General features: G+C 51.6%; 23 protein-coding genes. 10 read left to right on the forward strand and 13 right to left on the reverse strand.

The window, feature by feature from the left end; translation table 11 throughout:
- Positions 1-14 precede the first annotated feature (14 nt).
- The gene (gene arsC / locus IE105_RS07910) at positions 15-434 is read left to right on the forward strand and encodes an arsenate reductase (glutaredoxin) (protein ID WP_189497174.1); all 420 of its coding nucleotides are present in this window, start codon (positions 15-17) and stop codon (positions 432-434) included.
- A 192-nt stretch (positions 435-626) separates the two neighbouring features.
- Here arsC and IE105_RS07915 read toward each other — a convergent pair whose 3' ends face one another.
- The 7 genes from IE105_RS07915 to IE105_RS07945 form a co-directional block, all read right to left on the reverse strand.
- Positions 627-1,442 (reverse strand): phosphate ABC transporter ATP-binding protein, encoded by an 816-nt coding sequence (locus IE105_RS07915; protein WP_189497175.1) that lies wholly within the window; start codon positions 1,440-1,442, stop codon positions 627-629.
- The gene (locus IE105_RS07920; protein ID WP_233354052.1) at positions 1,442-2,119 is read right to left on the reverse strand and encodes a PstA family ABC transporter permease; all 678 of its coding nucleotides are present in this window, start codon (positions 2,117-2,119) and stop codon (positions 1,442-1,444) included. The genes IE105_RS07915 and IE105_RS07920 overlap by 1 nt, the downstream gene beginning before the upstream one ends.
- Before the next feature lie 178 nt (positions 2,120-2,297).
- On the reverse strand, positions 2,298-3,200 hold the full coding sequence (pstC, locus tag IE105_RS07925) for a phosphate ABC transporter permease subunit PstC (RefSeq protein WP_233354053.1): 903 nt from the start codon (positions 3,198-3,200) through the stop codon (positions 2,298-2,300).
- Positions 3,197-4,024, reverse strand: a complete 828-nt coding sequence (locus tag IE105_RS07930; RefSeq protein WP_189497179.1) for a PstS family phosphate ABC transporter substrate-binding protein — start codon at positions 4,022-4,024, stop codon at positions 3,197-3,199. The genes pstC and IE105_RS07930 overlap by 4 nt, the downstream gene beginning before the upstream one ends.
- A gap of 18 nt (positions 4,025-4,042) precedes the next feature.
- Positions 4,043-5,107: a methyltransferase domain-containing protein gene (locus IE105_RS07935; protein WP_189497181.1), complete on the reverse strand. Its 1,065-nt coding sequence runs from the start codon at positions 5,105-5,107 to the stop codon at positions 4,043-4,045.
- Positions 5,108-5,140: 33 nt separating this feature from the next.
- Positions 5,141-6,088 (reverse strand): radical SAM protein, encoded by a 948-nt coding sequence (locus tag IE105_RS07940; RefSeq protein ID WP_189497183.1) that lies wholly within the window; start codon positions 6,086-6,088, stop codon positions 5,141-5,143.
- Positions 6,089-6,387: 299 nt separating this feature from the next.
- Complete coding sequence (locus IE105_RS07945) at positions 6,388-7,161, reverse strand: hypothetical protein (protein WP_189497185.1); 774 nt, start codon at positions 7,159-7,161, stop codon at positions 6,388-6,390.
- A gap of 1,193 nt (positions 7,162-8,354) precedes the next feature.
- On the opposite strand from IE105_RS07945, the gene IE105_RS07950 reads away from it, so the two are divergent.
- Positions 8,355-8,777, forward strand: coding sequence for a UrcA family protein (locus tag IE105_RS07950; protein ID WP_189497187.1), 423 nt, complete (start codon positions 8,355-8,357; stop codon positions 8,775-8,777).
- A gap of 383 nt (positions 8,778-9,160) precedes the next feature.
- On the opposite strand, the gene IE105_RS07955 is transcribed toward IE105_RS07950, so the two are convergent.
- From IE105_RS07955 to IE105_RS07965, 3 genes are read right to left on the reverse strand one after another with little or no spacing between them, the layout of a single operon-like run.
- Positions 9,161-10,417, reverse strand: a complete 1,257-nt coding sequence (locus IE105_RS07955; RefSeq protein ID WP_189497189.1) for a serine hydrolase domain-containing protein — start codon at positions 10,415-10,417, stop codon at positions 9,161-9,163.
- Between the two features lie 2 nt (positions 10,418-10,419).
- Entirely contained in the window at positions 10,420-10,671 is a 252-nt protein-coding gene (locus tag IE105_RS07960; protein ID WP_189497191.1) for a helix-turn-helix transcriptional regulator, read from the reverse strand.
- Positions 10,664-11,290: a hypothetical protein gene (locus IE105_RS07965; RefSeq protein WP_189497193.1), complete on the reverse strand. Its 627-nt coding sequence runs from the start codon at positions 11,288-11,290 to the stop codon at positions 10,664-10,666. Before IE105_RS07965 ends, IE105_RS07960 begins: the two co-directional genes overlap by 8 nt.
- Before the next feature lie 916 nt (positions 11,291-12,206).
- Between IE105_RS07965 and yaaA the strand changes: the two genes are divergently transcribed.
- Both yaaA and IE105_RS07975 read left to right on the forward strand, forming a co-directional pair.
- On the forward strand, positions 12,207-12,992 hold the full coding sequence (gene yaaA / locus IE105_RS07970; protein ID WP_189497194.1) for a peroxide stress protein YaaA: 786 nt from the start codon (positions 12,207-12,209) through the stop codon (positions 12,990-12,992).
- A gap of 15 nt (positions 12,993-13,007) precedes the next feature.
- Positions 13,008-14,141 (forward strand): YihY/virulence factor BrkB family protein, encoded by a 1,134-nt coding sequence (locus tag IE105_RS07975; protein ID WP_189497196.1) that lies wholly within the window; start codon positions 13,008-13,010, stop codon positions 14,139-14,141.
- A 14-nt stretch (positions 14,142-14,155) separates the two neighbouring features.
- Here IE105_RS07975 and IE105_RS07980 read toward each other — a convergent pair whose 3' ends face one another.
- Positions 14,156-14,935, reverse strand: a complete 780-nt coding sequence (locus IE105_RS07980; protein WP_189497198.1) for an SOS response-associated peptidase — start codon at positions 14,933-14,935, stop codon at positions 14,156-14,158.
- A gap of 4 nt (positions 14,936-14,939) precedes the next feature.
- Here IE105_RS07980 and IE105_RS07985 point away from each other — a divergent pair, with 4 nt between their 5' ends.
- The 3 genes from IE105_RS07985 to IE105_RS07995 are packed head-to-tail and all read left to right on the forward strand — an operon-like array spanning position 14,940 to position 16,160.
- On the forward strand, positions 14,940-15,311 hold the full coding sequence (locus IE105_RS07985; RefSeq protein WP_233354054.1) for an NUDIX hydrolase: 372 nt from the start codon (positions 14,940-14,942) through the stop codon (positions 15,309-15,311).
- A 4-nt stretch (positions 15,312-15,315) separates the two neighbouring features.
- Positions 15,316-15,750: a TIGR02301 family protein gene (locus tag IE105_RS07990; protein ID WP_233354055.1), complete on the forward strand. Its 435-nt coding sequence runs from the start codon at positions 15,316-15,318 to the stop codon at positions 15,748-15,750.
- The gene (locus IE105_RS07995; RefSeq protein WP_189497200.1) at positions 15,750-16,160 is read left to right on the forward strand and encodes an META domain-containing protein; all 411 of its coding nucleotides are present in this window, start codon (positions 15,750-15,752) and stop codon (positions 16,158-16,160) included. Before IE105_RS07990 ends, IE105_RS07995 begins: the two co-directional genes overlap by 1 nt.
- A gap of 71 nt (positions 16,161-16,231) precedes the next feature.
- Here the strand turns inward: IE105_RS07995 and clpA are convergent, their stop codons facing one another.
- Positions 16,232-18,544, reverse strand: coding sequence for an ATP-dependent Clp protease ATP-binding subunit ClpA (gene clpA / locus IE105_RS08000; RefSeq protein ID WP_189497202.1), 2,313 nt, complete (start codon positions 18,542-18,544; stop codon positions 16,232-16,234).
- Positions 18,545-18,698: 154 nt separating this feature from the next.
- Entirely contained in the window at positions 18,699-19,085 is a 387-nt protein-coding gene (gene clpS, locus IE105_RS08005; protein WP_189497204.1) for an ATP-dependent Clp protease adapter ClpS, read from the reverse strand.
- A 159-nt stretch (positions 19,086-19,244) separates the two neighbouring features.
- Between clpS and IE105_RS08010 the strand changes: the two genes are divergently transcribed.
- The 3 genes from IE105_RS08010 to IE105_RS08020 are packed head-to-tail and all read left to right on the forward strand — an operon-like array spanning position 19,245 to position 21,936.
- The gene (locus IE105_RS08010; RefSeq protein WP_189497206.1) at positions 19,245-20,342 is read left to right on the forward strand and encodes a D-alanyl-D-alanine carboxypeptidase family protein; all 1,098 of its coding nucleotides are present in this window, start codon (positions 19,245-19,247) and stop codon (positions 20,340-20,342) included.
- Between the two features lie 50 nt (positions 20,343-20,392).
- Entirely contained in the window at positions 20,393-21,262 is an 870-nt protein-coding gene (gene panC / locus IE105_RS08015; protein ID WP_233354056.1) for a pantoate--beta-alanine ligase, read from the forward strand.
- Positions 21,263-21,264: 2 nt separating this feature from the next.
- Complete coding sequence (locus tag IE105_RS08020) at positions 21,265-21,936, forward strand: glutathione S-transferase family protein (protein WP_189497208.1); 672 nt, start codon at positions 21,265-21,267, stop codon at positions 21,934-21,936.
- The last annotated feature ends 12 nt before the right edge of the window (positions 21,937-21,948 follow it).

Below are 21,948 nucleotides of genomic sequence, written 5' to 3' on the forward strand. Positions count from 1 at the left end.
GAAAGATAGACGAGATGATTGTCATCCATCATAATCCCGATTGCGGTACGTCTCGTAATGTTTTGGGAATTATTCGGGCTGCTGGATACGAGCCAGTTGTTGTGGACTATTTGAATGAAGGCTGGACACGCTCTCAGCTTCAGGCCTTACTAGCCGCGGCGGGCTTAAAACCGAGTGAAGCTCTTCGTAAAACGAAATCACCTGCCAAGGAGTTGGGTCTACTGAAAGAAGGTTTATGCGAGGAGCATATCATAGCCTGCATGCTAGACCACCCAGTTCTCGTGAACCGTCCGATTGTCTGCACACAAAAAGGCGTCAAGCTTTGCCGACCAAGCGAGGCTGTTCTTGACCTGCTGGAGAATAAACCCAAAAAGCCGTTTCATAAAGAGCACGGAGAACTTCTAATTGATGAGCAAGGTCGAATATGTGTTTAACAATCGGAAAAAAGAATCTTTTATATCGAAACTCCAGTTGAGTGATCTAACAGCACTACTCAAAGTGTGCTAAGTGGGATTGTCACACACCTCTGTGTCGGAATCGCGCTACCTTGAACCACCATAAATTTGTATTTCATGATTTTGTCAGTTCTCGGCGGTGCGTCGATGATCGTCATAATTTTTCTGAGCTTAACAGTCGCAAAAATCTTCTGTGATATAGGTTTTAGTTTTTGCGGAACAGCGCGGGGAAAACATATGTGCGCGCGTGCCTTGCTCAACAATTTTACCATCACATAAAAATACGACGTGATCTGAAATTCGTTTCGCTTGACCAATATTGTGCGTGACCATAACGATCGATATTTTGCGACCCAGAGAGATCACGAGCTCTTCAATCGCGTGGGATGAAATCGGGTCAATCGACGCCGTTGGTTCATCGAGTAAAAGCACATCGGGCTCCAAAACCAAAGCGCGCGCCAAACACAGCCGTTGTTGCTGCCCGAGTGACAATGAATCGGCCCGCCCTTCCAGCCGATTAGAAACCTCATCCCACAGTGATGCCAATTTCAGTCCGTGTTCAACGATGTCTCTGGCCTGCGCCTTTGAGAGTTTTTGGGTGCGTAAACCCATCAGTATATTGTCATAGATGGAACATGGAAAAACACAGGGTTGCTGAAAGACCATTCCAACGCGACGGCGCAGTTCCGTTACATCCGGATAACCGCTCATAATATCGCGACCTAAAACCTTTACTGTCCCGGAGAAAGATGCACTTTCTGTTTCCTCATTTATACGGTTCAACCATCTCAGTATTGTAGATTTACCCGCACCCGAGGGTCCGACTAAACAGGTCACACCTTTTATCGGGAGCTTCAAATTGATGTCTGATACGATGCAGTTCTTGCCATAATAAGCCGAAAAGCCATCAAGGCGGATCGAGTGAGATTGCACATCGACATCGCTGGATTGATTGCTGCTGACCAATAATAAATTAGGAATGTTCATTACTTCTGTCCCCGACCTGTAAGACGGCTGCGGGCAAACAAAGCCAAAAGACTGAAACCGCTGACCAGAAGCACCAGAATTAAACTGGCCCCCCACGCATTTTGTAGAGCTTGGGGATCCGTCGATTGTTGGGCGAGTTCTAAAATATGTGTGGGGAGGGTCGAGACCGGCTCCACCAAACTTTTGGGAACAGAAACGCCTGAGAATGCCGTTGCGATAAACATGATGGGAGCTGTTTCTCCGATTGCGCGCGCTAATCCAATTAACGAACCCGTGACAATGCCATGAAAGCTCTGTGGCAATGTCACGCGCCAAATGATCTGCGATTTGCTGAGGCCTAATGCAGCGGCATTTTCATGATAAATTTTCGGGATAGCGACCATCGCTTGATAGGTAGACAGCGTCGTGGTCGGCAGCATCATAATCGCGAGTATCATTGAGCCGACAAACCAAGAAATACCGGTATTCAGAAAGTTAACGAAAAATATCAGTCCAAAAATACCGTAGGTGATCGAGGGGATTGCATTGAGCGCGTAGAGGCTTTGTTCAAGCAAATACCCGATGCTTGTTCGCGTGTTAAACGCATATTGAAACAGGGATGTCCCAATGGCCAGCGGAACAACCAATGCTGCGGCGACAAGCACCATCAACATACTGCCGAGAATTTGATAAAACACGCCCCCCGATTTCCCAAATTCCATAGCGGGCATGAACAGAAACTGCAGACTAATCGCACCAATCCCTTTGACAAAAATGGACCCTAACAAAAAGATCAATGTGCCCGCACATATCAATAGAGAGGCGCGCAAGACCAAGGCGAAACACCTTTCTTTGGTATGTCTGATATTTACCCGATCACACATTTTCGGGCGTTTTCCTGAACAAATATCGAGACGTAATTGTTAGAATAACTGTTATTGAGACGAGTATCAGGCTCATGAAAACCAATGCGCTGAAGTGTACTGAGCCAAAGGCGCTTTCTGCCACTTCTCGGCCAAGTTTAGAGGTAATTGTTTGTCCGGATGACAAAGGGTTAAACAAAGGTGAGGGCAATCGGTCCAACGATCCAATCACCAACATGACGGCCATTGTTTCGCCGAGAGCGCGTCCCAATGCTAGCAGACCGGCCCCGGCGATTCCTGTTTTGGCCTGGGGAAGTATAACGCTGAAGAAAACCTCGTGCCTATAAAGGCCGAGGGACTTTGCATTTTCTCTGAACTTTGTCGGGATCGCAGAAATCGCATCTTCAGTTAACGTCAAAAACGTCGGCAGGATCATTATTCCAAGCAATATGCCAGCCGTTAAAATAACCCGACCCGATTGAAGGTCAAATATATCCGCAACCCAAATATTAAGGTGAGCCACACCGATCAAACCATAAACGATAGAGGGGATGCCCACCAACATTTCCAGAAAGAACTTGATGAGCCGTCTTAATCTAGACGACCGCGTTTCGGCAATATAGACGGCCGCTAACAGGCCTAGTGGGAATGCGACTGATACGGCAATGATCATGACAAAGACGGAGCCAAACAACATCGGCAAAACACCAAACTGACCTTTGTCCGGATTCCAACTCGTGCTCATAAGTCCACTGTTTTCCGCGAGCAATACCGGGCCGCTTTGCACGAATAGTGTCACGATGATCGTCAGGACAATAGACAGCGATAAGGCAGCGGATATCAGAGCATATATCTGTAAGCCCTTTAGCTTTCCAAATATCCGATTTGGCCACGTTGGAGAAAGACTGCGGCTCAATTAGCGATTCCAATATATCCAGAGTTATTGACCATTTTCTGCCCGTTTGGCCCCAGTAAGTAATCAATAAATTCTTTGGCGGGCGGTTTTACGTCGCCCCGTATGACGACATTTAAATCTCTGACAAACGGGTATGAACCTGCTTGAATGTTTTCATGAGTGGCTTCAACGACTTCGCCATCCTGTAGAATAATTGCGAGCCCCCGGACGTCCTCATTTAACCACGCGACAGAAAGCATCCCAATGGCTGCATCGCTTTGGACGAGGGCGGTTTGCTCTTCATTATTGGACCCGGTTACCAAGTCAGTCCCAGGCGCTTCGGCTTTAGGGTCTCCTAATACGACCCGCATGAAGACTTGCCGTGTGCCTCGGCTTGCTTCTTTATCAATCACAAATATGGCGCGATCCGGTCCACCGACTTCGGACCAGTTTTGCACTTTGCCCGTGTAGATGCCTGCGATTTGAGGTAGGGTAAGTGCCTGAACGCCTGCGTCATAAATTTCCGATGAGATACTTGGCACAACCGCATCACGCCCAATTGCAATTTCCGTAAAGTTGAAGGACTTGAAGGCGTCTCGTTCACCGTCGGTGATATTGCGGGACATCATGCCAATGTCACTTTGGCCCTCTGCCAACTGATTAAAGCCTCCACCAGATCCGCCGGCATTCACTATAACTGAAATGCCTGTCTCAGATGAAAATAGGTCAGCAGCTTTTGAGACCGGGGGCAGAACTGTTGACGAACCGGAAACATAGATAGCTTCCGGCGCAGAACAGGCCGCGAGCAGTACTGCTAAACTTAAAATACCAAAATTTTTAAACATGCTAAAGACAATCTTGGACTAGCAGCAGCTGCTACCGCCTGAGAATGGGTTATTTTCAACCGCCGGTACATCTTCAAAAATTTGAGGGGCTTTGCAATTTGGGAACTTTCCGAAATGCGTTTTACCTTCACCCACAACTTCAAAATAGGACGTGAAACGCGTGTCCTTTAACATCGATAATGTGTTGCCGCAGACAGGAAAGACCCGGCCGGCTTCAATTTCGTGATCTGTGTCGAGTTTGAAAACGCGCTCCATGCCCGGCACGCCGCCTTTATAAATGACGGCCTGACCATAATCTTCACATCCGGCGTCAGCATTCTCAAGCTTCATCAGACGCGCTGTGACAGATGCAAATTTGATAGACTCGATTTTATCTTTCACTTTTTGATCAATAATTGAAAGCGGTCTGTGATCGAAAACGCGCGGATCTAAAAATCCAGCCGTTTTTGCAATTTGAATATAATCATCCCAATACAGCGCACCTGACAAACACTCGCCATAAAGCACCTCGTCTTCGATCAAGTGTTGGGGAATGCGTCGATCAGAATAAACATCCGCGAAGTAGACCTCCCCGCCATCTTTCAACAAGTCATAAGTGGCTTTGAAAACGGCTGGTTTATCAACGCAAAGATTAAAGACACAATTTGATATGATCAGATCGAAACTTCCCTTTTCAAGGTCAAGTTCGTCCAGCTTCTCGAGATAGCCTTCAAGGAACCGTGTGTTCGGATTGTCGTAGCCAAATTTTTCCGCATGCCACGTCTCATGCGCCCGCGCGACTTCGAGCTGTTCAGGTGTCATATCGACACCTGTCACATGGCCATTCGGTCCGACGAGCTTTGCTAGGGCGTAAACATCGCGGCCTGCCCCGCATCCTAAATCTAAGACTTTCAAACCGTCGAGGCATTCCGGAATGGCTAGACCACACCCGTAGTAACGAGATGAGACTTCATCATGGATAAGGCTAAGTGCGTCCCGAATTTGGAGTGTCGGTATTTCCAATGTAGAACAGGCGTCCGTTTTTAAATCACACGTCCCTCCCAGCGTATCTCCGTAATACGTTTTGACAACTTCATGTAACATTTGAAACTCTTTTCTTTAAAAAATAAGTTGGGTTTAAGCGGAGCAACTTCCGCCCCCTAAGACGCAAAACGTCGCGCAGTAGGGGTGGTTAAGCGAAACGGATTGACGCGATTCCTCGAGCGTATTGCCTAATTCAAAACGTTCATCATAAGGGATAAGCGTGCAGGCAACAACAGAGGTCTTTCCAGCTCCTTTTCTTTTCACAATCATCCGGCTGTTTGAACACATTTGGTCTGCGGGCGATTTATCCAAAATACCCCAGCAAGCATTTGTGATTTCAGGCGGATCGTCCGTTCCCTTCATTTCAGGGAACAAGACCAAACGCGTTGTGTCATTCGGGTCTATGCCAAGTTTATGATCTTTTATAAGTTTTGCGTAGCCCGCCCGGGAGACCTCTTCACTTTCACCCCACACAGTCCTCCCCGCGAGATCGAGCTCAAACCCTTCAGCCGCAAGCCAACTGAGCCCAATTGAGGCAGAAGCGAACGCGCCTCGACCGCGTTCCACATTGTGTAATTCTTCTGAGTAATGATCAAGACTTACCCGGAAGCGCATTTGTTCATTATAGCGCTCTTGCAAAGCCTTGAGACTGCTTTGAACCCGCTTGCGCATGAGAGGTTTCATGGCGTTTGTGAGGACCAATGCTGTGTGCCCTCGGCTGACGACGGCTTCGATTATGGCCACCATGTCCGGTGCAAGAAATGGCTCACCGCCCGTGAACCCAATTTCAATGCCGTGTTCTCCAGCGACGTCAAGCTCATCTAAGTAAGGGACGACATCATCGACGCTCAGATAAACAAGGCGGTCATTCGTGGGCGAGCTCTCAATGTAACAATTCAGGCACTCAATATTGCACAAAGTGCCCGTGTTGAACCAAAGGGTTTTTGTGCCTTGATACTTAATCCAAGCGCGCGCCTCCCCTTTCATAGTCCGATGGGGATCGGAAAACTTAGTTTCAGGCAGGATTTGAAGGTTACTCATTTGGCTCAAACTTTTTAAGACTTCGTCAACGCATGTTTACAGCGAATTTACACATTTCCAATTCACTTTGTATGGCGCTTTCGTGATGACAAGAAAGATATTGTAGGGCTTTACTATCAAAAAAAGCCCTGGCTAACGAAGCCGAAAAAACTTGTGCGAGTGTTCTACTTTGATTGTTTGTGGCCATATCGGCAAACATTACCAGCGGCCTTCTTTGGGCGGAAATGGCCTCTAGTGTCAGCGGCTGTTATGAGGCGACTTAGAGCTACTCACAAAAAGGCTGGTTTTCTGTAGGAAGATCATGGGGCGGCTTCGCTCTTTTGACCAAGTTCGATCATCAGCTCGTCGAGGAGCCCTCTGGCGATTTCAGAGTTTCCTTGGACAATTATGTTTGCCACTTCCAGTGCCGAAACCCAGTAGCGTAATTCGTCCAGAATAGGTTCGCTTGAGTTGAGGCGGTCAATAACGGGCTGAATTTCTGAGTCTTCTGCAGGCGCGGAGCAGGATTTCAACGTCTGAATACCGCCGTCAGTTTGGTAGCAGTTGGACCAGATATATAATTGCATGCGCACAGGTATGATGCTCCGAACATGCTCCCGATAAGGCGGACGTTCGCGCAGACTTTCATAACCGGGATAAGCATAATACTCGGAAAGTTGGCTGCGCAGGTGCGCGTCGCGTATAAGGCCGAGCTCACCCGCACTTTTCAATTCCTCAAACGTCGCGTTTGAAGGGAAAAATTCAGCCACTTGGCTCGCCTGAAAATAGGCTAGTAAAAGCTCCCAAGGCTTGAGCAATTTGCCGCCATTGTTGGCTTCATCCAGCACAACCAGACCATTATCAGAAACCTGCCGCCAAAACTGTATCCGGTCATCATAAATCGCGATTTCTTTAACCAGATCGGTGGCTATCCTTTCAAGATATTGCTCCGAACGTGCTTGGCTCGCACGCGCTTCATTCCAATTCGCGACCTGAAGCCCGATGAATACGCCGCCGACAACGATGACAAAGTCGAGTGCAACCGCGAACCAATTCTGGTCTTTCACATGTTTGGATATGCTTCGAAGTAACATGGTGCGCCCCTGACCCCCGTTAAGCAGAACATAGCGCTTTGCATAATCGTGTCTAGTCGTGGTTGAGAGGCTTCATTTGGGCAAAACTCACCATTTTGACAGTCATTACCAGCGTCCTTCTTTGGGCATTTTAAGCCTCTGAGAAAACGCAGCGAGATCCCCAAAGCTGACCTTAGCCCAAACCCTCAATTGGTTTGTGTAATCGATAATTTTCCGCCATTTGTCTAAACGCCCTAACGCTTCACAGTTGAATTTCTCGTCCAAAAAACCCGTCCAACAATCAACTTGTCCGAAAACTCATCTGGCTCCAGCTTGCAGGACAGCAAAGCACAGTCCGTTAATCGAAGGTTTGATGGACACATCGTATTGGCTGAATTTCGGAGACATCCTGACCGATATTGTTCGCTCCGCAGTAGCCTTCTAGGCTGTCGTTGCGGCGACTACCCAAGGTCACGCGTTCAAGCAACATTAGCCAGGAGCGAGTGGCCAGCACAAAGATACTTTCAGGTTCTGAAGCGGCGTGACACGTCAACAAAAAAGATGCCGACAAAGAAAAAGGCCCAGTCCAAGGACCGGGCCAAAGGTGTGAAGAGGTTCTAGCATGCGAGGGGAATCGCCAATGCATCCGAGCTTCAATTACGACTCTAACCAATAGCGCCAAGCCTCTGCAGCCCAATCCGGATTGCTGCGGCCATTCCGAGCACATGCACAATCCTGTCACCCGCATCCTCCAACATTGCTCAATCGGTGAGCAGTCGAGATGCCTCTCGGACGTATCCGAGGGACGCAAAGCCCTTCACGCTTAGAGAGCACGGGACGGCCCAAAACCTGATCCCCATCGTCCATCGGTGCAGCAAGATGTTGGCTTCTGCGCCTGAAACTTAGACGCTCAATCGCATTTGATCGATCGGCTACCCGCTTTCTTTGCATTGCGGTTCCGCATACGCCTTTGTGTGTTCGTGGCCTCCATGCAGGCTCGATACTACGGTTAGAACAGCGGTCGTTATACCAAACGAGCGCGCCGGACAATTCGTCTTAAGTTGCTGTTATTACTTATGTTTTTCTGCATAGCAGTCACGCCGATAGTGTGGGTTCCACCAAACTGGAGCTTATGCCAATCCAAAGATGATTGGCGACGAGGGTCGTGACCTCGCCGCCTTTCGCTCGACACTCAAATGGAAAGGAACCTTCCAATGCTTACCAAACGAAAAACCTCCATGACCCCGCGTGTGGTCCGCGTCAACAAAATCGCCAAGGCTTCACTCGGCCTGCTGGCGCTGGCAACCACAGCTATGGCTCCCAGCGCTTTTGCAGACGACCGCAATCTTATGGACCGGACAGTCACAGTAAAGTTCGACAAGTCCGACCTGCTGTCACCCAAGGGCGTCGACGGCGTTTACGCCAAACTGGTCAAAACCGCGAAACGATCCTGCAAATCCGATCCGGTCTCCGTTCTATATCTCGGCCAGAGCATGAAGGAGTGCGCAGACGATCTCGTCGCCCAGTTCGTCGCGAACGCAGACTTCGATGTCCTGACTCGTTATCACCTTGCTGCGGTCCCAACGCAGGAGCGTGTGCAGCTCGCGCAGTCCGATGTATCGGTTGCGACACCGTAGTTCGCCCGGCGTAGCCAAAAATGAGCCCGCCTGCTGATGTAGGCGGGCTTTCATCTGGTGGCTAAGGATTATTCAACCGACAAAAAACGCTCTGCCTGAGAAAGACCTGACCGAATCATGGGCGCGCAGGTGCAATTGACAAACTTTGCGAGATTGTAGGCAAAGGCTGTGTGGCAGAGGCTCCATCGCGTTATCCAACCGGCTAAAACAACTGTGTCCATCAAACCACCGCTTGCCGGACAAATGTATGAGCTGAGGTCAGCTGCGCCCATTAGTAGAAATAAACGAGCGTCCTATTGTGAGCGTATTAAGCCTCCGAGAAAACGTAGAAAGATCCCCTGAGCGGACGTTAGCAGCGGATTAAAACACCCAAAATAAGCCGCTCAGTCTCGTGCTTTTTCAGTTCTTAGAATGACCTCTTGTGCAATGGCGTGAACCAAATTCCAAAGCTCACCAACACCGTCCATCTGGCGATTTACCGTAATAGCAATCGACATATCATGTTCGGGATACATAATCAGAAAAGCGATGCCTCCCATTGCGACGCCGCCATGATGTGAAATCATAACCTCACGGCCGTCGTCAAATATGTCAGTCGACAAATGGCTCCGCCAACCAAAAGCATAGCTCTGCTCGTTTACCTCGCCGGTCGCCAGTTTTTGTGGCGTATAAAATAAGGATTCACGTGTAGCAGGGGCTACGTAATCCTGGGTTAAAATTGCCTGGGTCATCAATATTAAGTCTATTGGTGTGGAAAGAAAGCCGCCACCAGCCGTCTTGTTGGAGCTGTCCACTGGATACGCTTTTTTATATTGCCCGTCTTTTATGACATAGGGCACTGCGAAATCACCATCAGCCAAGCCTTCACGTAATGTGTTTTTCATACCCAAAGGCGTCGTAAGCTTCGTTTCTATTAAGCTATCAAAAGATTGACCGCTCGCGCCTTCCATTGCCGCAGATGCTAAGGTGACGCCATATGAGCTATATGAAAAATCCGTTCCGGGCTCAAAAAGAAGCGCTGATTTTGAGAAACGACCAATAGCGCTTTCGACGCTGTCATGATGTTTTTGATTGCTGTACTCATCAAAAGGAAAACAGAGGCAAGGCCCGTAATGGCGAATACCGGCCGTGTGAGTCATGAGCTGACGAGTGGTGATATCGAAGGCTTTTTGCGGGTAATAAGGCACCAAGTCTTTGATCGACGCATCTATGTCCAAGACCCCTTCATCGGAAAGCCTGGCTGCTGTTGTCGCGGTCACAGCCTTTGAAACGCTACCAATCCTAAATTTAGTCTGAAGTGTGACTGGCACTTCATTCTTGATGTCCCGAAATCCTGCAGCGCGCGCCCAAATCAGCGCTCCATTTTTACCTAGAGCAACGGAAACTGCAGGAAAATCATTCGTCAAGATGGCTTCATCCAGGCTTCTATTGGCCGCAAGAATGATATCGGCATAACCTTCGGGTATGGCCGTTTGCTCTCCAATTAGCCGATCTTTATTGGTGAGCGTTTGCCAGCCGCTATTCCAAACAAATACCGGTTCAAATAACCTAAAGATAAAATAGGCCGGAAGTACGAATGCAGATAAAATGATTGCGAGGAGTTTTAGGCCTCGTCTGCTTCGGGTTTTGTGCTCAGTCATGATTATTGTCCGTCAGAAGAGTATTTAGATTTTGCGTCTTCAAGGTTTATCCAGAAGAAAAGATCGTCAACACCACAATCAAAAACACATGCCAGCTTCATAGCAAGTTCAAGAGAGGGAGCGTAACGGGAGGTTTCGAGAGCAACAATAGTTTGCCGTGTGACGCCAACATTCTTCGAAAGTTGGGCTTGGGTCATCTCACCCTTTAGAAACCGAAGTTTGCGCAAATGGTTGCCAATTTGGAGATCAGTCATTCTCAAGCCTCATCGATAATGCGGCCTCAGTATCTTGGGCATACCCAATCAGCTGGATTGTGTACTTGAACGTAATGGAGAGCAGAATGATCGCGACCAGAATATTTGCGAGCGTGAAGTAATTTAGCTCCACTAGAATGTGCATGGGTAAAAACCCCAGAAGAGATAACAGTAAAATAAGCATACCAATAAGGGATAAATAACCAACTTTTGTCCCTCTTGCGGTTATTGAATCATCTCTCTCGTCTCTGACAGTTGAACCCTGACGAAACAAAAATCCTGCGATTAGCAAGGCGGCAACCATAGTCCATGAGTCGATCGCCAGACTGTTTCCTTGACCAACGTGAAGGTCCAGTTCGGGATGAGCGAGTGTTGCAAGCAAATGCCCCAATAAGAGTGCTGTACCAACTGTCCGTAACCGTAAGACTTGTTCAGGACCGCTAGGTTCAAGACCTGTCTGCGTTTGAGCACGCGCCCATTTTTTGCGTGACCGCACGGCCCATACGATAAGCGCAAGCCCACCTATCCATCCAGTTGGAACATGTAGCCGCACGGATAAGATAGCCAGTGCCGTGCCAGCGACCGCTGCCACAGCAACGAAAATCAAGGATTTTAACACGATAAGAGCCTCTTTTTATATGTCCGTTAAACCAGACATAATGTCTGGTTTAACGGACATCAAGAGTAGGCATGAGCTCGTTACATGTAGAGCGGTTTCGCAGGGGTCATTTTTTGGATGCTCAAACTTGGCTAAGGTGAGTGTCTTAAAGTCGCCTGGTTTAAGTCATGGGGTTAAGTTCCGCTTGCGGGAATTACTAGAAATTAGCGAGCGGCCTTCTTTGGGCGTTTTAAGCCGCTCGTCTAAGGTCCGCTTCGCCCCCCTAAGCGAACGTCCACGCGTTAGGTTGATCGGCACCACCCCTTAATACGGCTGTTGATAAAACCCCGTCCACGCTCGCGGTTCTCGTCGTGTTCAATCCGACTGCAATCCAAACAACCTCATCCCCGCTGTCCAAAACGCCTGCACTTTACCCTCACCCGCTTCGGACACGAGAGAGGCATTGCTCTTATGCTGGCGGGGGTTTGGTGGGCTGGACGGTGGGCGAGGTAATGCGGCGCGCGCGGTTCCATCCGACAAAGCGATTGATGATGGATTGGGGGCTGTTTGGCATAATGGCGAAAGCCTGAATGTCAGAGGGACACCTAATTTATCGGTAGAGAGGACCAGACCGAAAGTCCGCCATCCTGTCTCACCGTCCCGGACGTGATGAAGATCTGCCGGGTCACAAGGCTTTGTTTGGATGCGCCCCCAAGCGCGCGGGCTCTGCCTTCGTGTAAATCGGTTCTCTATTGCTCTACCCGTCACGGGGGAGCGCCCGCGGTCGTGTCATTTTTGACGCAAACGCAGACTTAGCCGCGACCCTGATGTCCGGTTGGCGTGGATGTCTGTCTTGACTTCATCCCCTGTCCTTGCGACCCCTCCTCATACCCACGCGGACAAGCCAATTCCGGCTCGCTGTTATGAGGACGAAACGATGTTGACCTTACTCTCCCCTGCTAAAAAATTGAATATGGATGCGTATGACGGGCCCGTGCCTGTCACCCAGCCGCGCCTGCTGAGCGACACACAACTGCTGGCTAAAACGGCCAAGGAGCAATCGCTTGGCGACCTGAAACGGCTCATGCATTTATCCGATAATTTGGCGCAATTAAACGTCGACCGGTTCGCGCGCTTTGACATGGACGGTCAGACGGACGGCATGAAACCGGCGGGTCTGGCTTTTGATGGCGATGTCTATTGGGGCCTCGAGGCGAAAAGCCTGTCTGCGGCTGATTTAAACTACGCCCAAACCCACCTCCGCATTTTGTCTGGACTTTACGGTCTGCTTCGCCCGATGGACGAAATTCAGCCCTATCGCTTGGAAATGGGCACGCGCATGGACAATGATCGCGGCAAAAATCTCTATCAATTCTGGGGCGAAAAAATCGGCGAACAGATCCGAGCCGATTTGAACGGCCATCATGATCAAACCGTGTTGAACCTGGCCTCCAATGAATATTTTAAAGCCGTCAATGCCAAGACACTCGACCGCCCCGTCATTGAGGTTAAGTTCCTCGAAGAAAAGGATGGGAAAGCCCGGCCTGTCCAATATTACACCAAATTTGGACGCGGTTTGTTTGCCCGCTGGGTGATACAAAACCAGATCAACACCGCCGCCGACCTCAGACACTTCAACGAGAATGGCTATACACTGTCAAAAGAGCGATCGTCCGAGATGGAATTAGTTTTCGAACGCCTGCAACCCCCGAAAAAATCCTAAGCGACCCGCGCTGACATGAAAATTGCTTCTCTTGATTTTGTCCAGCGCGACGTCAGAAGTCCGCTTCAATTTCGACCGCATGAGTATGCGCAAATTGTCGCGCGCATGTTTGTGCAGACCAGCCGCGATAATGTTCCCGTGGTCGCAGCGGGCGTGGCGTTTTTTGCGCTACTGTCGATCTTCCCTCTGATCTCGGCGTCACTGTCAATTTACGGTTATTTTGCGGACCTCTCCGACATTCAAGGCTTGGCGAATTTCCTGCGTCCTCTGATGCCCGAAAGCGCGTGGGTCATTATTTCGGATCAGATCGCGTCCGTTGTCAGCGCCCCGTCAACGGAACTCTCATTGCGGATCGTGTTCTCTCTGCTGTTCGCGCTCTACACGGCTGGGGCCGGCATACGCGCCATTTTACGCGCCATGAACGTGGCCTATGGCGAAGAAGAAAAACGCTCCGTTTTACAATTTTATGCTGTCGCGTTTGGGATGACCTTGGGCATGTTTGCCTTTGTCTATCTGTCTTTGCTGATCATTATCGGCATACCCGCCGCGCTCGCCTTCCTCAATTTGGACCGCACAGCGTCCGTTTTCGCGGGTAATTTACCGTGGGTCGTTTTGATTACAGTTTTCATGCTGGGATCCGGTTTCGTCTATCGCTTCGGCCCGTCGCGTCGCTGGGCGCGCAAACGCTGGATCGTTCCGGGCGTATTGTTCACGACCGTGAGTTGGTTGATGATCAGCTGGGCCTTTTCATTTTTTGTCCGCAACTTCGGGCAATATGAAGCAACTTATGGCGGCATTTCCGCCGTTGTTGTGTTGCTGCTGTGGTTTTGGCTGACGGCCATGACGGTCATCATTGGTGCCGAACTCAACGCCGAAATGGAACGCCAGACCCTCGCCGACACGACGCGCGGACCGGAACGCCCGGTTGGAAAACGTCATGCGCGTATGTCGGATTTCCTCACGGGGGCGATGCGCCGGCTATTCCCTGAAAAATTCGTCCATGCCCCGAGTTTGAACGAACAAGATAAGCCCGTTAATCCCAGTGCGCCCGATTTGCATCTGCTAGATATTGATCTTCCCGACACTGATCCGGACGATATGGATCCCGCCGACATTGATTTGCCCAAGTCTGAAACAGACCCGTCATGACGGTTTGCTGTGCGTTAAACGGCCGGCGTAATCAGCGCCGACCCGCCCGCGCGGTTGGAATTGACAGCCCGGTCTACCTCCCAAAAAATCAAATCATCTGCGCTCAAGGCCGAATCCAAAACCCGCTCAGCTGTCGAGTCCGGGTCAAGCCACGCCGCCCATTCTGTTTCCGGCAATCGCACCGGCATCCGGTGGTGCAGCCGTTTGATCGGCCCATCGCTGTCCATCGTCAGAATTGTGCAGGACAGCAGGCTGACGCCGTCCTCAACCCGCCATTGATCCCACAGGCCGGCAAAGGCGAACAGGCCGCTCTCTTGGGGACTCGCGTCCGGCTTAATGCACCACGGCACTTTCCCGCCCTGTTCGCCCGTCCATTCATACCAATGGCTCGCGGGGATCAGCGCGCGACGGCGGCGCCACGGCGTCCGGAACGATGGTTTGTCCGCGGCCGTTTCTGCGCGCGCATTAAACAGCGGGCGGCCCTGCGGCATGTCTTTCCGCCAATGCGGATGCAAGCCCCAGCGCATCGGCACCAATTTGCGGGCCTTTGTTCCATCGAGGGCAATTGTCGGAACAACGGTCATCGGCGTGATGTTGTAATTCGGTTCCCAAGTCCACAAACCAAGATCGCTAATCTCGGCCTCAAATCGCGCCGCGACCTGACCTTGGTTGGTATCAATGACATAGCGGCCACACATAGTTTCAAAGCTAGCACAGAGCGAGGTCAGCGCAATCACCCCTGAGCCAACAAAGCGAACAGATTGCGTCGGGGTCGCCTGTTTTCGCGATGACACTGTCTTGTTGATCCGCCGCGCCAACCCGCCGCGCGCGGGCGAATGGTCGCTGCCCGGCGGCCGGATCGAACCCGGCGAGAGCGAAGCTGACGCGGCTCTGCGTGAACTCACGGAAGAGACGGGCGTGACCGCCATGCTTGGCGAGAAAGTTGCGGTCATTGAGGCTGATTTCGAAGGCTTTTGTTACCGACTTCACGATTATGCCGCCGTCTGGACGAGCGGCGATCCCTGCGGGGCCGATGATGCGTTAGAGGCCCGGTTTATCCCCGTCGCCGATATTGGCGCGCTCGGCATGTGGTCAAAGACCAACACCGTTATTCGCGACGCCTATTCTGCAATCGAGTCTCGCCCTGTTAAGAAAGGGGGGCTAGCGTAGGCCTATGCGTCATTTGTTCGTCATCATCCTGCTCCTGCTGCCGCTCAGCGCGCTCGCGCAGGATACACAGAGCGAGGAGGACCGCCGCGCCGCACGTGAAGCGGCTGAATTGCGGATCGAGGCTGACATGGTTCGGATGACGAGCCTCGTTGAAGCCTTGGCGAAAAACCTCGGTCAGATGCACTATTTGCGCACCTTATGCTTTGGTGAGGATGATCAGCAATGGCGTGAATATATGTCCGACATGCTCGATATTGAAGCGCCCGGCGATACGTCAAAACAACGTGAGCTCACGCAGGCCTTTAACGCCGGATATTACCTCGAAAAAAAGAGACATAGCGTATGTAGCCAATCGGTCAGCGCCGACGTTGCCGCCTTGGCTGAAAATGGTCGCTCCGTATCGCGCATGCTTGGCGATCCCTATCGGGAGATGAATTAATGATCGGTCGCGTTGTTGGCTCGCTCGTCCTCATGGTCGCGCTGGGTGCCTGTCAAAAAGCCATTAGTCACGCCGCCAATCGGCCGCTAGCGACCTTGGCTGGGACAGAATGGGGGCCCATCCAAGGCGGTGTCGATCAGTTTGTGGCCTTTAAGAGTGAGGGCGAAGTCGTCGGCTCTGGTGGCTGTAATAATTTCTTCGGCAGCTTCACCCAAAATGGCCGCCTCATCACCTTTGGTCCTCTGGCGAGCACCAAGAAAGCCTGCCCGCCGCCGATTATGGACGCCGAGCGCGACTTTTTGCAATTGCTTGAACAAGTCCGCGCCGTCGATGCGACGTTCAAAGAACTGACGCTCTACGGCGAAGACAACCAAGTTCTCACGACACTCCGTCGTCGCGATTGGGATTAAAAAAAGCCGCCCCAAGGGGCGGCTTAAATATTACACGGTGACTCTTTATTCGGTGACTCTAAGGTCGACGTTTATGCGTCTTCTTTGGGTGTCGCTTCGGAATTGTCTTCTTCCGGGGCTTTTGGCTTCGGCGTCGGAACAAATTTGAAGGTCAAATTTTCCTTCTTCCGATCGACGCCGACTTTGACCAGACCGCCATATTTCAGCTTCCCGAACAGGATTTCGTCAGCCAGTGGCTTTTTGACATATTCCTGAATCGTGCGTCCGAGCGGACGCGCGCCGTAACGCTTGTCATACCCTTTGTCCGCAATCCATTGGTTCGCACCCTTGGACACTTCAAATTCGATTTTACGGTCAGCCAACTGAGCTTCGAGCTGAATAACGAATTTATCGACAACCCGGCCAATGTGCTCTTTGGACAACGGCGCGAACATGACGGTCGCATCGAGGCGGTTGCGGAATTCTGGCGTGAAGCGCCGTTTAATCGCCACCTCTTGCTCATCATCCTTCATGCCACGACCAAAGCCAATCTCTGACTTTGCCGCATCGGCTGCGCCTGCATTTGTCGTCATAATAATGATGACATTGCGGAAGTCGACCTTGCGACCATTCGAGTCCGTCAAGAAGCCATTATCCATCACTTGCAACAAGATGTTGTAGATGTCCGGATGGGCTTTTTCGATTTCGTCGAGCAACAGCACACTATGCGGATTCTGATTAACCGCATCTGTCAGCAGACCACCTTGATCATAACCCACATAGCCGGGAGGCGCCCCGATCAAACGCGACACAGTGTGACGTTCCATATATTCGGACATGTCAAAGCGGAGCAGTTCCAGACCTTGCGTCATCGCCAGCTGGCGAGCGACTTCGGTTTTACCCACACCTGTCGGCCCCGCGAAGAGGTAAGACCCAATCGGCTTATTCGGCTCACGCAAACCTGCGCGCGCGAGTTTCACCGCAGCGGCGACCTGATCAATGGCTGAGTCTTGACCAAACACCATGCGCTTGAGATCTTGCGGAAGACTCTTGAGTGCTTTCTCATCATCACGCGAAATCGACTTGGGCGGGATACGCGCGATTTTGGACACGACGGCTTCGATTTCCTTGATGCCGATGAGCGACTTGCGCTCTTCTTCAGGCACAAGTTTCGTGCGTGCGCCCGCTTCATCAATGATGTCGATGGCTTTATCGGGCAATTTGCGGTCCGTGATATGGCGCACAGATAGCTGCACAGCCGCATCAATCGCCTCGGTCGAATATTCGACCTTATGGAATTCCTCAAAATAGGTTTTTAGCCCGTGAAGGATCAGCACCGCATCCTCGGGAGTTGGCTCAGAGACATCGATTTTGAGGAAGCGACGCGCAAGCGCGCGGTCTTTCTCGAAATGTTGACGATATTCCTTATAGGTCGTCGACCCCATGCAACGAAGCTTGCCGCTTTGCAGCGCTGGTTTGAGCAAGTTTGACGCATCCATTGCGCCGCCACTTGTTGCGCCAGCGCCGATGATGGTGTGAATTTCGTCGATGAATAGAACCGCACCCGGCGTGTCCTGCAATTTGGTCACAACCGCTTTCAACCGTTCTTCAAAATCACCGCGGTAGCGTGTGCCCGCAAGCAACGCGCCCATATCAAGTGAGTAAATCGTGGCGTCCGCGAGCACGTCCGGCACATCATCATTGACGATGCGGCGCGCGATACCTTCGGCAATCGCCGTTTTACCGACACCCGGATCCCCCACGAGGAGCGGGTTATTTTTGCGTCGGCGCGACAGCACCATGATACAGCGTTCGACTTCCTCAGCGCGTCCGATCAGCGGATCAATATCGCCTTCACGGGCCTTCTGATTCAAATTGACCGTATATTCGGCCAACGGATCTTTGCCTTGTGCTTCTTCGCTATCTTCGTTCACGCCGGTTGGCGTTTTAGGCGCCGCCGCTGTCCCGTTTTTGGCGATGCCGTGGCTAATATAATTGACCGCATCGTAACGGGTCATGTCCCGTTCTTGCAGGAAATAGACGGCGTGTGACTCACGCTCGGCGAACAAAGCGACCAGCGCGTTGGCGCCCGTGACTTCTTCGCGGCCAGAGGATTGCACGTGAATAACCGCGCGTTGAATAACACGGTGGAAACCCGCCGTTGGGCGCGCTTCTTCAAATTCCTCGACGATCAATGAGGCGAGGTCTTCGTCCAAATAACGCGTAACGTCCGCTCGAAGCGGTTCAATATCAACACTACACGCCGTCACAACGGCGGCAGAGTCTTTGTCATCCAACAGCGCGAGCAACAAATGCTCCAGCGTTGCGAGTTCGTGTTTCCGGTCACTCGCAAGCGTCAGGGCGCGATGAATGGTTTCTTCCAAGACTGGAGAGAATGAGGCCATAATTAAGCTTCCTTTCGAATACTCGACTTGGGAAGTCGGGGATCGATATTCAATGCGGCGCGAGGCGATGTGGCTGCACGAAACCGTGAAAAGTGTGTCTGCTCTGCAACAATAGCGGAATTTGACTTCAAACTCGGCAAGTGAGCGACGAAAATCATTCTTTCTCCAACGTGCATTGTAGCGGGTGCATGTTGCGTTTGGCGGCGTCCATGACTTGCGCGACTTTGGTTTCGGCGACTTCAAATGTATAGACACCGCATGTGCCAATGCCGGTTTGATGCACCGCGAGCATGACTTGCGTGGCCTCTTCCTGAGACTTTTTGAAAATCCCCATCAAGATCGAAATCACAAATTCCATCGGCGTGTAATCGTCGTTCATCAGCAAGACGCGGTACATGGAGGGCTTTTTGGTCTTCTCGCGCGTCTTGGTTGCGACACCGCGTTCCATACCGTCATCGGACCCATCATCCGGTTTTCCCGGTCGTCCATTTGCGCCCTTATCCGGGCCAGCCAATTTTATAGGTGTCGTCAAGTTGAGCATTATTCTCACTTACTATGGCAGCGCATCGCGTTTGAAAAGTCGCCCACGCGACAAAGTCATACTCAACACACTACGCGTTTATGGGGTTGCCCTGATATTTTCAGGGCATGGTTAAGGCATATTAACCTGTCCCTAACCGACCCCGTTTAGCGGTTCGTCATGAATTGGGTTCGTCTCGCCATAATTGCAATAGCGCTTTGCGTCGCGGCGCCGGCTTATGCGGAACAACAAGGTCGCTACGCCTCGATTATTGTTGATGCCAATAGTCTCGACATTTTGCATGCGCGCCAGATTGACGCCCAGCGCCATCCTGCAAGCCTGACCAAGATCATGACACTTTACCTCACTTTTGAAGCGCTGGAGTCAGGCCAAGTGACGTTGGATTTGGCCGTTCCAGTTTCCGCTCATGCGGCCAGCACGGCCCCGATCAAAATGGGATTGCGGCGCGGACAAAACGTTCGGATAGACACGCTCATCCAAGCTGTTGCGGTGCGCAGTTCCAATGATGCCGCAGTCGTTTTGGCGGAAGCGATCGGGGGTAGTGAAGCACAATTCGTTGAGCGGATGAATGCGGCCGCGATCGCGCTTGGCATGCGTAGCACAACATTTCGAAATCCGCACGGGCTACCCGACGCGGCGCAAGTCACAACGGCGCGGGACATGGCGAAGTTAGCCATTGCCACGCGCACGCGATTTCCACAGCATTATCATTATTTCGGGCAAACCCATTTTCGCGGACGCGAAAGTACGAACAAGCTTCTGAAAGAACGCGCCGACGTTGATGGTTTCAAAACGGGTTATACGAATGCCTCTGGCTACAACCTTGTTATCAGCGCTGTGCGTGACGAGGCTCGGATCATTGCCGTCGTGCTTGGCGGTGCGTCGAGCGGATCCCGCAATAGCCATATGTCGGACCTGATCGACCGTGGCTTTGACGTCATTGGCGCGAAAACCGATCCCGTCATCGCAGTCAGCGCACTGACGCAATCCCCCATGCACAAACGACACTGGGCGATGCAGATCGATGGCTTCGATAGTCCCGCTGAAACCGCCATTTTTACCGACACCTTGATTCGGAGTGCGGGGATTGGCGCGGCAGCCTCTCGCAGTCACACGCGCGGCGACCACATATCCCACAGCGTACGGGTCGAAGCACTTGATCAAACCACGGCGCGTAATCTGTGCGCTCACCATGGCGAATTATTAAAAATAGCGCCGCGTCGATGTAAGGTTTTATCCATCGCAAATTCCGGTTAGGGGGAGCGGCATTCTCGCCACTCTACTGATTGAGACGGAGCAGCCTGCCGATGAATTTGATTCTGCCCACTGTCGAGACAAAGACCGCATTGCGCGCGCGCATGTCGGGCTATGCGTCGGACAGGAAAACGACCGTTCTCGTTCCGACTATGGGCGCGCTACATGCGGGCCACCTCTCCCTGATTCAGATCGCCAAACGCGTCGCCGATAAGGTTATCGTCTCGATTTTTGTCAATCCGACGCAATTTGCGCCCGGCGAAGACTTCGAGGCCTACCCTCGTGATATTAGTGCCGATATGGCGCTCTTGGCCCGAGAGAATATTGATCTGCTGTATCTCCCCGCCCCCGATGCGATGTATTTTGGGGATCACAGCACCCGGGTCATTGTTGGGGATGTAGGCGAAGGATTGGAAACCGATCACCGCCCAACGTTTTTCCACGGCGTTGCCTTGGTTGTGAACAAGCTTCTCAACCAAGTTCGGCCCGACATCGCCATCTTCGGCGAGAAAGATTACCAGCAGCTCGCCGTCATCCGCCGTATGGTACGGGATTTGGATATGCCAATCGAGATCATCGGCGCCCCAATTGCACGCGACCCGCACGGGTTGGCGCTGTCATCACGAAATCGCTATTTCGACGCCGAGGGACTCGCTGTTGCCCGGACACTCAATCATATTTTGTTTGCGGCTCGTGACGCGCTGCAAGGCGGCGCTGAGATTTCAGAGACGTTGTCTAACGCCAAGCAAAAATTGGTCCATGCTGGGCTATCGGATATTGATTATGTGAGCCTCGCTGACGCAGCCACGCTCGCGCTTAAAACAGACGGTCACGTTGCTGCCCGGATGCGCTTGCTGATAGCAACCCATTGCCGAGGCGTTCGTTTGATCGATAATTGCGCCGTTATATCCCAAGAAAGTTAGTGATGATTACACTGCACCACCTCGAAAACTCTCAATCCATTCGCATTCTCTGGCTCCTTGAAGAGCTGGGCGGGGAATATGGGTTCAAAATGTATGACCGAGATACGGAGACCATGTTAGCGCCGGATGATTATAAGGCGATTTCACCGCTCGGGACGGCGCCTTTCATAACAGATGGCAAAACCGTTTTGGCGGAGAGCAATGCGATTATAGACTATATTTTAGATCAGACAGACGGGCACGCTCTGCGTCCCGCCCCGAAGACCGCGGATCGCGCACAATATTTGTTCTGGTTTCATGCCGCCCAAGGCAGTTATCAATCGCTGCAAACTGGGCGGTTTATCAATAGTATTGCGGTCGACCGCTCGCCCCGCCTTGTGCGCGGCATCATTCGTAAGGTGATGGGGATGTTGGACGCGGCATTTTACAGCCCGCGCCTGAATACTGTTATGAACCTGATGGAAGATGACCTGTCTCGCCATCCGTTTTTAGCGGGTGAAGCCTTCACAGCCGCCGATATCGCCTTTGGATACACTCTACAAATGGCGTCAATGCGCGGAGATTTGGGCGAAAACTATCCGCATACCCAAGCCTATGTTGACCGGATGGAAGCGCGTCCCGCGTGGCAAGCGGCATTGGCCAAGGACGGCAAATTCACTGGCGTTCCAACGTAATATTCCGGTCAA

Origin of the sequence: Algimonas arctica (assembly GCF_014652695.1) — a bacterium.
Taxonomy (GTDB): Bacteria; Pseudomonadota; Alphaproteobacteria; order Caulobacterales; family Maricaulaceae; genus Litorimonas; species Litorimonas arctica.